Source organism: Lentiprolixibacter aurantiacus (assembly GCF_026241225.1).
Taxonomy (GTDB): domain Bacteria; phylum Bacteroidota; class Bacteroidia; order Flavobacteriales; family Flavobacteriaceae; genus Lentiprolixibacter; species Lentiprolixibacter aurantiacus.
Genome location: NZ_JAPFQP010000003.1, coordinates 386,023 through 400,379 on the forward strand (window position 1 = coordinate 386,023; position 14,357 = coordinate 400,379).

The 14,357-nt window shown below is 45.4% G+C and carries 13 protein-coding genes; 4 read left to right on the plus strand and 9 right to left on the minus strand.

Translation table 11 applies throughout. The features are described 5' to 3' along the window. Window positions 1-2 precede the first annotated feature (2 nt). Complete coding sequence (locus OO016_RS11235) at window positions 3-776, minus strand: S1/P1 nuclease (RefSeq protein ID WP_266013814.1); 774 nt, start codon at window positions 774-776, stop codon at window positions 3-5. A gap of 103 nt (window positions 777-879) precedes the next feature. On the opposite strand from OO016_RS11235, the gene OO016_RS11240 reads away from it, so the two are divergent. From OO016_RS11240 to OO016_RS11255, 4 genes are all read left to right on the plus strand, one after another. Then, on the plus strand, window positions 880-1,809 hold the full coding sequence (locus OO016_RS11240) for an alpha/beta hydrolase (RefSeq protein ID WP_266013816.1): 930 nt from the start codon (window positions 880-882) through the stop codon (window positions 1,807-1,809). Window positions 1,810-1,890: 81 nt separating this feature from the next. Continuing rightward, window positions 1,891-4,089 (plus strand): DUF5916 domain-containing protein, encoded by a 2,199-nt coding sequence (locus tag OO016_RS11245; protein ID WP_266013818.1) that lies wholly within the window; start codon window positions 1,891-1,893, stop codon window positions 4,087-4,089. A gap of 73 nt (window positions 4,090-4,162) precedes the next feature. Next, window positions 4,163-5,425 carry a DUF819 family protein gene (locus OO016_RS11250; RefSeq protein ID WP_266013821.1) on the plus strand — a complete coding sequence of 421 codons (1,263 nt, stop codon included), beginning with the start codon at window positions 4,163-4,165 and terminating at the stop codon, window positions 5,423-5,425. 45 nt (window positions 5,426-5,470) lie between these two features. Next, a complete protein-coding gene (locus OO016_RS11255; RefSeq protein WP_266013824.1) occupies window positions 5,471-6,184 on the plus strand; it encodes a DUF4369 domain-containing protein in 714 nt (237 codons plus the stop codon). 3 nt (window positions 6,185-6,187) lie between these two features. On the opposite strand, the gene OO016_RS11260 is transcribed toward OO016_RS11255, so the two are convergent. The 8 genes from OO016_RS11260 to OO016_RS11295 form a co-directional block, all read right to left on the minus strand. After that, on the minus strand, window positions 6,188-6,454 hold the full coding sequence (locus OO016_RS11260; RefSeq protein WP_266013827.1) for a hypothetical protein: 267 nt from the start codon (window positions 6,452-6,454) through the stop codon (window positions 6,188-6,190). 28 nt (window positions 6,455-6,482) lie between these two features. Further along, on the minus strand, window positions 6,483-7,451 hold the full coding sequence (locus OO016_RS11265; RefSeq protein ID WP_266013829.1) for a type I phosphomannose isomerase catalytic subunit: 969 nt from the start codon (window positions 7,449-7,451) through the stop codon (window positions 6,483-6,485). Between the two features lies 1 nt (window position 7,452). After that, complete coding sequence (locus tag OO016_RS11270) at window positions 7,453-7,908, minus strand: peroxiredoxin (protein ID WP_266013831.1); 456 nt, start codon at window positions 7,906-7,908, stop codon at window positions 7,453-7,455. Between the two features lie 2 nt (window positions 7,909-7,910). After that, window positions 7,911-8,318, minus strand: coding sequence for a 6-pyruvoyl trahydropterin synthase family protein (locus OO016_RS11275; RefSeq protein ID WP_266013833.1), 408 nt, complete (start codon window positions 8,316-8,318; stop codon window positions 7,911-7,913). Window positions 8,319-8,322: 4 nt separating this feature from the next. Next, on the minus strand, window positions 8,323-8,847 hold the full coding sequence (idi, locus tag OO016_RS11280) for an isopentenyl-diphosphate Delta-isomerase (protein WP_266013836.1): 525 nt from the start codon (window positions 8,845-8,847) through the stop codon (window positions 8,323-8,325). Between the two features lie 80 nt (window positions 8,848-8,927). Continuing rightward, window positions 8,928-9,887 (minus strand): PorP/SprF family type IX secretion system membrane protein, encoded by a 960-nt coding sequence (locus OO016_RS11285; RefSeq protein WP_266013867.1) that lies wholly within the window; start codon window positions 9,885-9,887, stop codon window positions 8,928-8,930. Between the two features lie 14 nt (window positions 9,888-9,901). Beyond that, window positions 9,902-11,875 (minus strand): Ig-like domain-containing protein, encoded by a 1,974-nt coding sequence (locus tag OO016_RS11290; RefSeq protein WP_266013905.1) that lies wholly within the window; start codon window positions 11,873-11,875, stop codon window positions 9,902-9,904. A gap of 64 nt (window positions 11,876-11,939) precedes the next feature. Continuing rightward, window positions 11,940-14,357: beta strand repeat-containing protein (locus tag OO016_RS11295; protein WP_266013869.1), on the minus strand; the 2,418-nt coding region annotated here is incomplete at its 5' end.

Here is a 14,357-nt window from a genome sequence, read left to right on the forward strand (position 1 = left end):
GCCTAGTCGAAAATATCATTGAGCACTTCTGCCAGTCGAACACCCCCTTTTACCAATTGTTGCTCAACGGTTTGCCAGTATTTATAGCTGTAGGAATACCCAAGCTTTTCACCCACTTCTACCGAGTCATAAATTTCATTTGCGATGTCCTGGGATTCCTCAACCCAACTGTAGACATCACCCTGTGCCAGTTCCATGCGTTCCGTCCGGCTCAGTTTATCCACCCTTTTGGTGAGTTCAGTGTAGCTCATACCGTAATCACTGATCATATTGGTATCCCATAAACGGTGCAGGTTACTGCCACGGCCAAACCACTGGATCTGAATATCATTGCCGCCCCGGTCCCCTGCCCTTCCGGCATGCATGGGCTGATGAAGGTCTCCCACCAGGTGCACCAGCATTTTGAGGTAGAAAATATGGTCTGCTTCGGATCGGGTTTCATCCTCCAGAATAGCCTTGCAGCGCAGTATCCCCATAACCACATCCCCATCAGGATTATGTTTTGCGTTGCGATATTCCTGATCGGGCTCGAAATTTACGTAGTGCCAGGTCATGAACCTGTCATATACACGGTCTGATCTTATGGCATCAGCATAATTGGCTACTTCTGCCAGAGTTTGCCCTTTGAGCAATTTCCTGATCTTGCGTTTTGCTTTGCCTGTCAGGTATTTTTGCGCCACTTCACCTACTACTCTATGACCCGTTTTACCCCAGATATCGGCATTTCCGTAAGCCATTGAGGCGCTTAAAAGTAAAAGGATAAGAATCCGTTTCATATTTTAAATTTTGCAGATCAAAAATAGAGATTTCATCCAGTCTCCGGGTTAATTTGTCTTTAAATTTTATACATTAATGCTTTAATCCTTTTAGCAAAAAAAAATGAGGATAATCAGCCTGATCTGCTTTTTTTTCCTGCTGCATACCAATGCCCAGGAAATAATTTCTGAAGAAATAGCCATGGCCAACGGTGACATTATGTTGCCGGGAACCCTTTCCTACCCCGAAGGTTCGGTTAGTCCGCTGGTTATTTTTATTCAGGGTTCGGGCAATGTAGACCGGGATGGGAACCAGGCCGGGACCGTTATACAGTCTGCCTATATCAGAACACTCAGGGATAGCCTTAACCACAGGGGGATTGCTTTTTACAGTTACGACAAAAGAACAGCAGTAGGGGCCAACTTCAGCAAATTAAAAAATATCGTTTTTGAAGACCTTGTTGCGGATGCGAGACAAGCGGTGAACAGGTTTCTTTCCGACAACAGATTCGCTTCGGTGCATGTGATCGGGCATAGTCAGGGTTCCCTGGCAGGCATGATGAGCCTGTCCCCAGAAGTGAGCAGTTTTATCTCGCTAGCAGGGCCTGGGGTATCGATTGACAAGAAAATCATTGAGCAGATAGGTAATCAGAGTGCTGATTTGGGAAAAATTGTCGAAAAGCATTTTCAGGAACTCCGGGAAACCGACACCATAGCTGAGATTAATCCTATGCTCTACTCCATCTTTGCCCCTCAAAACCAGCGGTTTCTGAAACTTTATACCGCACTTGATCCGTCTGAAGAAATTAAAAAGGTGTCTGTGCCTACCTTGATTATAAATGGAGAGGCAGATCTCCAGGTAAGTGCCGATGATGCCAGGCTCCTTCACGAAGCTTTACCGGAATCCCGACTGGAAATAATTCCCAAACTCAACCACGTACTTAAGGAAGTGAATTCCCTTGTTGAAAATCAACAGTCATATATGCAGGCCGACATACCCCTCTCTCCGGCCCTTCTGGATATTATAACAGCCTTTATCATTGAAAACCAGTAAAGTGTAATCACAGGGCCAAACTTTGGGATTTTTTTAAGACCGTTTAATGTTAAATTTGTGTCTGCTGACTAAGGAAACAAAATGCCAAGGACTGTTTGTTGTCTGCTATTTGTTGTTTTATCCTGCACCATATACGGACAAGAAAATTACAAATCATTTACGGTACGCTATATTGATGAAAACATTACTCCTGACGGAGCATTGGATGAACCCATCTGGTTTGCTGCGGAAAGCGCCCATGACTTTTGGGAATATTTCCCCGTAGATTCCATACAGGCGGTTAAACAAACCGACATAAAGATGTTGTACGACGACAAAAATCTTTATGTGGGTATTACAGTCTACACTGCAGGACGAGATTATGCCGTGGAATCTTTGAAAAGGGATTTCCGTGCCGGAAACAGTGACAACATCACCTTGCTCTTTGACACCTTTAACGACGGGAACAATGCCTTTATGTTCGGGATCAATCCCTATGGCGTAAGGCGTGAAGGACTGATTTCAGGCGGTGGCCTGGATGGAGGGGATTTTACTAATTCATGGGATGTGAAGTGGAGGGGCAACTCAAAGATCTACGATGAGTACTATACTGCCGAAATGATAATCCCACTGACTTCATTTAAATTCCGGGAGGGGGAAACCAAATGGCGATTTAACAGTTACCGATTTGATACCCAGTCCAATGAGAATAGCACCTGGGTACGCATCCCCCAGAACCAGAACATTTTTGGCCTGACTTTTATGGGGGATATGGTATTTGAGAAGCCCCTTGGAAAATCCAGATCCCCATTCGCTGTTATCCCCTATATCAATTACCTGGGGGCACAGGATTTCGAAAATGAATCCTCCATAAGTAATTTCAAGTTTGGTGGTGATGCCAAAGTGTCCATCGGAAATAGTATGAACCTGGATATCACGGTAAATCCCGATTTTTCACAGGTAGAAGTAGATAACCAGGTGACGAACCTGACACGCTTTGAAATTGGCCTTCCTGAAAGGCGGCAATTCTTTATTGACAATATCGATCTCTTTGCAGATTTTGGTGATTCCCGGGATAGTAACCCCTTTTTTTCAAGACGTATTGGTATTGCTCGTGACACAGCTGACAACACCATTGAAAATAGTATAATCGGAGGGGTCAGGCTTAGCGGTAAACTGAACAACAGGCTCCGGTTTGGATTCCTTAATATTCAAACCGAGGCTGATGAAGCCAATGAAATTGCCTCCAACAATAATATGATGCTGGCCGTTCAGCAACAGGTATTCTCCCGTTCCAATATAGGATTCTTTTTTATCAACAGGCAGGCTGCCAAAGACTATGATTTCCAGACAGATGAAGATCGTTATAATCGTGTTCTGGGAGTTGACTATAACCTGATCTCAGAAGACAATCTATGGAGTGGAAGGTTCTTCATGCATAAATCCTTTGAACCGGGGGGCAGAATGGAGGACCTGTCCACTGGAATGCGTTTGGAATACAATTCCCGATACTGGAACTTTTTCAGCAAGGCAGTGTTTGTTGGAGAAGATTACCAGTCTGACCTTGGGTTTATCCGCCGAACCGATATTTTCAAGGGTATTTTTAGTATGAGGCGGGTTTTCTGGCCAAAGAATGGAATTATACAGAATCACAGCATAAGGCTTATTCCCAACTATATCTGGAGTCCTAGCCGTAATTTTCAAAACACGGATTATACCACAAGAGTTGACTGGGAGTTTCGATTTCAGGACCAGTCCCAGGCTCAGGTTTCTTTTTCACACCGGTACACCTATTTACTGGATGAGTTTGACCCTACCCGAAGTGATGATGCCCTTCCCCTTCCTGGCGAACAGGGATACTATTACAATTCCGTAAATTTTCAATACAGATCGGACAGGCGACGCCTTTTTTCATATTCACTGGAGCCTACAATAGGCCGATTTTTTAACGGTGATCGTTTCTCATTGGAAGGTGGAATGAACCTTCGTGTTCAGCCCAAAACTGTTATTTCCATGAACTTTAGGTATGACCAGATAAAGCTACCGGAACCTTATGGCAGTGCAGACATCTGGCTGATAAGTCCCAGGTTTGACCTCACCTTCAGCAAATCTATCTTCTGGTCTACGCTTGTCCAGTATAGCAATCAACGGGACAACCTGGGTATAAATTCGCGTTTACAATGGCGTTTTGCTCCGCTTTCTGACCTATTCCTGGTTTATAACGACAATTATTTTGTCAATTCCTTTATGCCCAAACTGAGGTCCATCAACCTCAAGCTTACCTACTGGTTGAATATATAAGAGCGCTTTGCGTGTTGATTTGCCTGTGGTAATTTGACTATATTTGGTCGCATAACTAACTAGCAAACTACGAATGAATCAACTACCACTAACTGAAGACACCGTAATCTTCGGACTGCTTTGTTTGTGCCTCGGATTTGTCTTCTATACCTCTTCCATCAAGACTGGGTTTTGGGGCAAATTCTACAAAATTATCCCCACCTTACTGATGTGCTACATGCTGCCCGCCATACTGACGAGTACGGGCCTGATCTCGGAGAAGGATTCTAACCTATATTACATCGCCAGTCGATATCTATTACCGGCTGCACTGGTCCTGTTGACCCTGAGCATTGACCTGAAAGCCATTCTCAACCTGGGTTCCAAGGCACTGATAATGTTCCTTACAGGTACAGCAGGTATTATTATAGGTGGGCCTATTGCGATCCTCATTGTTTCCATTTTCTCACCGGAAACCGTAGGTGGGAGTGATTTTGATGCGGTATGGAGGGGCTTATCTACCATTGCCGGAAGCTGGATCGGGGGCGGGGCCAATCAGGCGGCCATGCTGGAAGTCTTTTCCTATAACCCCAAGAAATTTGGTGATATGGTACTTGTTGATATTGTGGTTGCCAATATCTGGATGGCAATCATTCTTCTTGGAATAGGACGCTCCAAGCAGATAGACAAATGGCTTAAGTCTGACACATCAGCCATAGAGACCCTAAAAGAAAAAGTTTCTGCATACACTGCAAAAATTACCCGTGTAACTACCCTGAACGATTATATAATTATGTTGTGCCTGGCATTTACAGCGGTAGGGATCGCCCATTTTGCGGGTAATCATTTTGCTGAATTCCTGGAGGCCAGTTTTGAGGTAATCCGGAATAAACAAAAGGCGCTTTCCTCACTTGGGTCGAAGTTCCTGTGGATGGTGGTCTTCTCAACGGTTATAGGGATTGTGCTTTCCTTTACCAGGGCAAAGAATTATGAGGGTGCTGGAGCCAGTAAGATTGGCGGGTTGTTCATTTATATACTCGTGGCTACCATTGGCATGAAGATGGATCTGAGGACTTTCCTGGAAAATCCCGGCTTAATCCTGGTTGGATTGATCTGGATTTCCATACATGCCGGTTTGCTCATTCTCGTTGCTAAATTGATCAAAGCCCCGTATTTCTTCCTTGCCGTGGGAAGTCAGGCCAACGTGGGCGGAGCGGCCTCTGCGCCGGTGGTAGCAGCGGAATTCCATCCTTCCCTGACCTCTGTAGGAATCCTGCTTGCCGTACTCGGTTATGTGGTGGGAACCGCAGGTGCATATATTTGCGGACTTCTTATGGAAATTGCGGCAAATGTTTAGAATCTCGATCAGATTCAGCATATTTGCGCTTCTAAAGTTTTGATGATGAGAATTAGCTTGTGGACCCTTCTGGTAGTGATTGTGATCTTTTCCTGTAAACAGGAGACGAATCCCAATGAGATGACGGTAAGCGGACAGGTAAAAGGATTGAAAAAGGGGACCTTGTTCCTGCAGCATGTGCAGGATACTCTTTTGGTAACTGTTGATTCCCTTCAGGTAAGGGGAGATGGGCAGTTCTCCTTTACTACCCTGCTGGAAAGTCCGGAAATCTTCTATTTATACCTGGATAAGGAGGACAACAACGAAATTAATGACCGGATCACCTTTTTTGCCGAACCCGGATCCATAGTTATCAATACCACCTGGAATGGCTTTGATATTGATGCTGAAATAAGCGGTTCGGAATCCCAAAAAAAACTAGAGGAATATTTGTCAGTGATGTCCCGTTTTAATTCCAGGAATATTGAATTTCTTCAGGCAGCATCCGATCCGAAAGTGATTCAAAACCAGGAAGCCCTGGATTCCCTGCAAATAGCGAGCGACAGAAACGCGCAAAGAGGATTCCTGTACTCTCTGAATTACGCACTTAACAATAAGGACTCTTATATTGCCCCTTACATCGCCGTCAAAGAAGTCCCCAGTGCCGGCACAGGCATACTCGATTCTATATACAATTCCCTGAGCCCTGAGGTGGCAGCCTCAAAATATGGGAAGGAATTAATCCGTCTGATCGAAGGTAAAAAAGGAGAGCAGCAATAAGTCTTAAAGCTTATTAAGCTTGTCTACAAGGCCTCTGGCCTCTTTTTCCAGTTCTTCCCGAATCCCTTTGAAATGGGTTTTGTGATCTTCAACCCCTTTCTGGTTGACCTTTGCCATTAGTTCATCAAAAGTGGAAATGGCGTCCTCAATTATTGCTGAGCCTTCTTTGGAGCCCTGTTTTTCATTTGAGGCTTCAATGATGTAGACGGCCTCAATGATGTCGCCTAATACGTAGTTGATGTCTTTCTTTAAATCCCGGATACTGGCCATGAGTAAATTTTTTTCAAAAGTAAGCCTTTTATAGGGTGACTTCCAAAAGGCTGGCGTTTTCACCTTCTAATTGCAGTGAATTTATACCTGCCGGCATAAGGCAGGTTTCCCCTTTAGACAAGTTTATACTACCGCCTTCGGTGGTAAGGCGAACCGATCCGGCCACCACAATCCAGATACTAAAAGCATCCCGACCGGACAGGTCCTGTTCAAGACAACCGTTCAGGGGAATGTAGTTTGTGGTAAAATAAGGGGAATCTACCATGGGATTGGCAGTATTTGGCACCTTTGGATAAGAAACCCTGAAATTCTGTTCTGCACTAAAATCGATAGCCTCCAGGGCCTCTTCGGTGTGTAACTCCCGTGCATTTCCGTTGGCGTCTCTCCGGTCGTAATCGTAAACCCTGTACGTAAGATCAGAAGTTTGCTGTATTTCTGCCAGCATAACCCCGGCGCCTATGGCATGGATTTTACCGGCATTGATGAAGAAGGTGTCTCCTGCATCAACGGCCTCTTTATTCATAAGGTCCAGCAGGGTATTATCCTCCAGGTGTCGTTGGTATTCTTCGGCACTAACCGCATGGTTGAAATCGATCAGCAGCCGAGCCCCCGGATCGGCCTGCATAACATACCACATTTCCGTCTTGCCGAAGGAATTGTGCCTTTTCCTTGCCAGTTCATCATCCGGGTGAACCTGTATAGACAAGTCATCAGCTGCATCGATAAACTTAATAAGAATAGGAAACTCTGCTCCAAAACGACTTACAATGCTGCTCCCCAGTAATTCCTCTGGAAAGCGATCAATCAGCTCCTGAAGGGAAATGCCTTCGTAGGCCCCGTTGGAAACAATTGAAATATCGCCAGGAACGGCAGAAACCTCCCAGCTTTCACCGATATTCGGACCCTGAGCAGGTTTACCCAGTTCATTCTTAAGCTTGGATCCTCCCCAGATACGCTCCTTAAGAATGGGTATAAACTTTAACGGATATAATTGCATCTCAGTTCTGTTGTTTCAAAGCATTCAACGCCTTTTTCATATGTTGTGTTGCGTTAATGCTATTAAATACCATGCTGATTTTTCCTGATTTATCTACTACATAGGTTTCCCTTCCCGGTAGCAGATTGAACATTTTACCTTCTACTTTGAAAAGTTTTCTAACTTTATTCTGACGATCTGCCAGCAATGTAAAAGGTAACCTGTATTTGGATGCAAATTTACGGTGGGAGTTTTCAGAATCAGCACTGATGCCGATGACCATCGCCCCTAGTTCGGTGAATTCCTCATAACTGTCCCTGAATGAACATACTTCCATGGTACAGCCTGGTGTATTGTCCTTTGGGTAAAAGAAAACAACCAGGTTGTGTTTGCCTAAATGGTCTGAGATATTGAAAAGATTTCCATCCTGATCATTGAGCGTGAAATGGGGAACCTTATCCCCTACTTTTAGTCCCATGGCTATCCGTTGTAAGTGACAAAATTCCTTGGAGTTTCATAGAGAACTACTTCCAAATCGTTTTCAGCGGCAATGTGAGGGCGCAACTTGTTCCAGATAACTACGGCAATATTTTCAGCAGTGGGAATAAGCGTTTTAAATTCCGGGACTTGCAGGTTCAGGTTTTTATGATCGAGCGCCTCCTCTACCTCCGATTTAATCAGGTCCTTGAGTTCCTTCATGTCGATAACCATACCGGTTTTGGGATCGATCTCCCCGGTAACACTGACAACCAGCTCATAGTTATGTCCGTGGTAATGGGGGTTGTTGCATTTTCCGAAAACAGCTTCATTTTTAGCGTCATCCCACTCCGGTAAAAATAACCTGTGGGCAGCGTTGAAATGGGCTTTACGACTAACTTTTACTTTCATCTGCTTACTTTTTTTGGAAGAGGTGGTCGTAAAATTTATCAAAAATAATCTTGAACCAGGCCGTGTACCTTTCAGGATTATTGGCGATATCGGCTTTTATATTTTCTGGCAACATCCATTTCCAGCTGGCTACCTCCTCAGGATTGATCTCAGGGGCGTCATTGTAATGGCCTAACATCACGTGATCTAATTCGTGTTCGGTGAGGCCATTGTCAAATTCGGCTTTGTAGACAAAGGAAAAGAGCTCCTTCAATTCGGTTTCAAAACCCATTTCCTCTTTAAGCCTGCGCACGCCCGCTTCGATGTTAGATTCTCCCTCACGCTGGTGGCTGCAACAGGTATTGGTCCACAGCAAAGGCGAGTGGTATTTATGCGCTGCCCTTTGTTGCAGCATAATTTCCCCTGCCGGGTTCATGACAAATACCGAAAAAGCTCTGTGCAGGACACCCTTCTCATGGGCTTCCATTTTGGGCATGGTGCCCAGTTGTTCATTTGCCTGGTTTACCAGGATTACCATTTCCTCTTTCACATCGCAAAAATAGCAGGTTTACCCAACAATAGGGTTAAGAGCGTCTTAAAACTAAACCAGGTAAGCAGTAAAGCCCTTTTTTAGAAGAAACGAGGGGACTTCAAATTACCCTGGACTCGGATAAAATCGTACCGCAGTATCACTTCAAAAGAACCGTCATTGAAAGCTGCATTGCCCAATTCTGTAATCTCCCTGTCGTAGGCTATCCCCAGAAGGAAGGAGGGAGAGATCTGAAATCCAGCCATACCACTAAAGGCAGCGTCCCAGCGGTATGCTGCGCCCAGGATAAACTTATCGTTATACATGAAATTGGCAGACAGATCAAGTTGCAGGGGGGCTCCGCGAACTACTTTGGTCAACAAAGCCGGTTTAAATTTCCAGAAGGCACTCATTTCCATGACGTAACCGGTAATGAAGTAAAAATTCAATTCTTCACTCGCAGTAGAAAGGGATGACTCATCAAAATGCGTCGTTTCCAGGATCCTGGGAACAGAAAGCCCTGCATAGAACCGTTCTGTATGGTAATAAACCCCGGCCCCGATATTGGGTGAAAACCTGTTCTGAATATCCTGCTGCAGCGTGGGATCCGGACCACCCGGGCTGCTCAGGTCCTGGTTGAGTTCGGAAAACCTTATGTCCAGCAAATGAGCACTTGCCTTGATGCCAAAGCTCAGCCTTGCATCCTGAGAAGTTTGAACAGTATAGGAAAAATCCAGGTCGAAATACGTTTCCGAGGTAGGCCCAATCTGGTCATTAACAACGGATATCCCTGCACCAACCCCTTTGTATCCCAGAGGGCTATGGACGTTCAACGTCTGTGTTTTGGGTGCTCCGTCAAGACCAACCCACTGTGCCCGGTACAGGGCGGCAATACTCATATGCCCCCTGGATCCGGCATACCCCGGATTAACACTTACCGTATTGTACATATACTGGGTGTACTGTGCATCCTGCTGGGCTTCCGTAGTGGCCATACCCAATAGTATGGAAAGAAATCCCCAAAGCAGTTTTTTAAAGCGATTATGTTTAGACTGGTTCATTTTTTCCTTGGTTGCTAACGGTTAAGATACAAGTATCCGGACAGGGTTTGCATAATTCCATTATCATCCTCAAAATCCAGGATATAGAAATATGTACCTACAGGCAGTTTGTTATCTACATCCACGGTAACCCTGCCCTCTGATGTGCCATCAAAGACGTTGCCCTGGCTGTTATACGCTTTGGTCATGTAGACCTGTACACCCCATCGGTTGTAAATTTTTATGGTGTTATTCGGATAATTTTCAATACCCCTAATCGTAAGCACATCATGTACCCCATCTCCATTCGGAGTCACTACATTGAAGACTTCAATATCAGCCTCAATAATGTTTAGTTCCAGATAATCGGGTATTCCATCGGTATCAAAATCATCATTGCTATAGATACCATCGAAATTGGCATCTTCATCAATGGTCATAATGTTATCATCGTCATCATCCGTATCGCGATAATCCGATTCTGAATCACGGTCCGTATTTGGAAGGTTCTCATACGGATCATCAATTTCATCATTCACATCCAGATCTATCTGGGTGTAGCCTTCATATCCGTCATCCAGACCATCATTGTCTTTATCAGAACCAATAAAGGTCACATCCGGAATACCATCGTGGTCGTGGTCATGAGCTTCAATGTTATCCGGCACATTGTCATTATCACTGTCTGTATCCACATAGTCCGGAATACCATCTCCATCGGTGTCTACCGGAATAATTCCCAGGTTTCCGCCTGTTTCGTAGACGTCATCCAGACCGTTATCGTTATTGTCCAGGCTGCTTGGTGCCTCATAATCTGCTGTGGTTTGTGCTTCCACATTATCCGGGATACCATCGTCATCGCTATCAATATCGAGGTAATCCGGAATACCGTCACCATCGGTGTCTGTAGGGTTCGTTGACGGATCATTGTCTCCATCGAGATTCAGATCTTCAAAGCTGTCTACGATTCCGTCGTCATCAGCATCGAGGTCTACACCCAGAGGATTGGTGATTACAGTAACTGTCGCTGTACTGCAATTTCCGAGAGAATCACAGAGCGTATAAGAGAAGGCATCTGTACCTATAAACCCAGGGTTGGGCGTATAGGTAACCGTATCATCTGAAGGATCTCCCGGTGTGCCACCATCATTTATCGTTACCGTCCCATTCAGAGGGCTGGCAGTGGTCAGCGTGCCGGAAACAGGAAGGTCATTATCATTGGCAAGTATATCTATAGTGATCGGGGTATCTTCCTCCGTAGCAATGGAATCATCAATGGCATCCACAATAGGATTAACCGTGATATTTACCGTAGCCGTACTACAATCGCCCATATTATTGCAAACCGTATAATCAAATGAATCCGTACCGTTGTAATCGGGATTCGGTGTATAGGTAATCACATCATCTGAGGGGTCATTGGGTGTTCCTCCATCATCTATAGCTACTGTACCGTGCGCAGGGCTGGTGGTTGTCAAAGTTCCGACCGCAGGTAGGTTGGAATCATTGGCGTAAACGTTTATAACGGCAGATGTATCCTCATCCAGGGTGGCCACATCGTCCAAGAGGACAGCAGCCTGTTGCAGGCAAACGACAGTAAACCCCGGCAAATCAATCGAATTGCCTGCTTTGGTAAGCGTGGCAACATATCGAACAACCGAAGTGGTGGCAGTAACTACCGGACTCAGCTGATCTCCGGCAACGGCAGGACTCCAACTGACAGTTGCACTTCCCAAAACATTGGGGGATATATCCAGGGTAACCTGATTATCAGGAGCTGTACAGTCCGTTAAAATAAAATACCCTGTGGCATTGGAACCACAAAGTGTACCGTCGTAAGTTGCGTAATAAACCCCTGGTGTGGAAGTCTCATAAAAGAAATCCGTAGATAGCACAGTGGCAGGATCTGAAGCTTCATACCAGCGGTAATTGCTTTCATCTCCCGAATTAGGAGCCTGCAAAAGGAACTGCGCATTAGATGCAGTAAACCCCAGCAAGGTAAATACCATACTGAGGATCAAAAACTGATATCGTTGTTTATTTCTCAAACTTATTCGGATATAGTTGTCCGCATTATTTCACGACAAAAACGACATTGATGAGTGAGTTATAATCCGAAGGCTGTCCAATTATATCATAGGTCAGCACCCCATTGGCATCTATGCTCATATTGGCAAATACGGCCGGATCTGCATAGGTTACATAGTAATACAGGTCTGTGGCTGCATAGGTTGGTACTGCCGCAGGAGCTCCTGTACTCGCTACTGCAGGTGTACCGAATTGAGCGATGTACTGTGAATAAAGATCCACAGTATACCCAGTGCCATTAGTTGATGCATCAATAGCTATGGAGGGTGGATAGAATATCCTGGCTGCTTTGGAGGTAATCGGAGCGATATCCTGAATCACATCTTCTACGGTTGCTTCTGTAGCACCGTCGCCGTCCACATCTGCAGGTGTATCAGAATTTACCTCAGATGCTGTTTGATCATCAGAACTGCCCGCAACTACTTCATCGATTGCTGCTTGTACATCACTGGCTGAAAGACCCGATGTGGCGTTGCTATACGGGTTACTTGAAGCATTGGTGTCAATATTCTGAGTAACTCCTGTTTCATCAGTGTATGTATAGGTACCATCTGTATTATCCACTAAGGTTGATGTGGTTTCAGTAAAGGTGGTGATTGTACCATCCTCTGAGGTGTAGGTAAAGCTGCCATCCCCATTGTCTACCAGGGTGGTCACTGTATTGTTTGTATCGATGGTAACTGCTGTACCAAAGTCGTCCGTGATGGTATAGGTACCATCGGTGTTGTCTACTACCGTGGCGATCTTCGAATCAAAGGTAGTGGCTACGCCATCCTCATTGGTATAAGTGAAGGTACCGTTGCCATTGTCTACCAAAGTGGACAGGGTTTCAGTAAAGGTAGTTACCGTACCATCCTCTGAGGTGTAGGTAAAGCTACCGTCCCCATTGTCTACCAGGGTGGTCACTGTATTGTTTGTATCGATGGTAACTGCTGTACCAAAGTCGTCCGTGATGGTATAGGTACCATCGGTGTTGTCTACTACCGTGGCGATCTTCGAATCAAAGGTAGTGGCTACCCCATCCTCATTGGTGTAGGTAAAGGTACCGTTGCCATTGTCTACCAAAGTGGTCAGGGTTTCAGTGAAAGTCGTTATCGTGCCATCCTCTGAGGTGTAGGTAAAGCTGCCATCCCCATTGTCTACCAGGGTAGTAACTGTATTGTTCGTATCGATGGTAACTACTGTACCGAAGTCATCCGTGATGGTGTAAGTACCGTCGGTGTTGTCTACCACAGTGGCGATCTTGGAATCAAAGGTAGTGGCTACGCCATCCTCATTGGTATAAGTGAAGGTACCGTTGCCATTGTCTACCAAAGTGGACAGGGTTTCAGTAAAGGTAGTTACCGTACCATCCTCTGAGGTGTAGGTAAAGCTGCCATCCCCATTGTCTACCAGGGTGGTCACTGTATTGTTTGTATCGATGGTAACTGCTGTACCAAAGTCGTCCGTGATGGTATAGGTACCATCGGTGTTGTCTACCACAGTGGCGATCTTCGAATCAAAGGTAGTGGCTACGCCATCCTCATTAGTGTAGGTAAAGGTACCGTTGCCATTGTCTACCAAAGTGGTCAGGGTTTCAGTGAAAGTCGTTATCGTGCCATCCTCTGAGGTGTAGGTAAAGCTGCCATCCCCATTGTCTACCAATGTGGTCACTGTATTGTTTGTATCGATGGTAACTGCTGTACCGAAGTCATCCGTGATGGTGTAAGTACCATCGGTGTTGTCTACCACAGTGGCGATCTTGGAATCAAAGGTAGTGGCTACGCCATCCTCATTAGTGTAGGTAAAGGTACCGTTGCCATTGTCTACCAAAGTGGTCAGGGTTTCAGTGAAAGTCGTTATCGTGCCATCCTCTGAGGTGTAGGTAAAGCTGCCATCCCCATTGTCTACCAGGGTGGTCACTGTATTGTTTGTATCGATGGTAACTGCTGTACCAAAGTCGTCCGTGATGGTATAGGTACCATCGGTGTTGTCTACCACAGTGGCGATCTTCGAATCAAAGGTAGTGGCTACGCCATCCTCATTAGTGTAGGTAAAGGTACCGTTGCCATTGTCCACCAAAGTGGTCAGGGTTTCAGTGAAAGTCGTTATCGTGCCATCCTCTGAGGTGTAGGTAAAGCTGCCATCCCCATTGTCTACCAGGGTGGTAACTGTATTGTTCGTATCGATAGTAACTGCTGTACCAAAGTCGTCCGTGATGGTATAGGTACCATCGGTGTTGTCTACTACCGTGGCGATCTTCGAATCAAAGGTAGTGGCTACCCCATCCTCATTGGTATAAGTGAAGGTACCGTTGCCATTGTCCACCAAAGTGGTCAGGGTTTCAGTGAAAGTCGTTACCGTGCCATCCTCTGAGGTGTAGGTAAAGCTGCCATCCCCATTGTCTACCAGGGTGGTAACCGT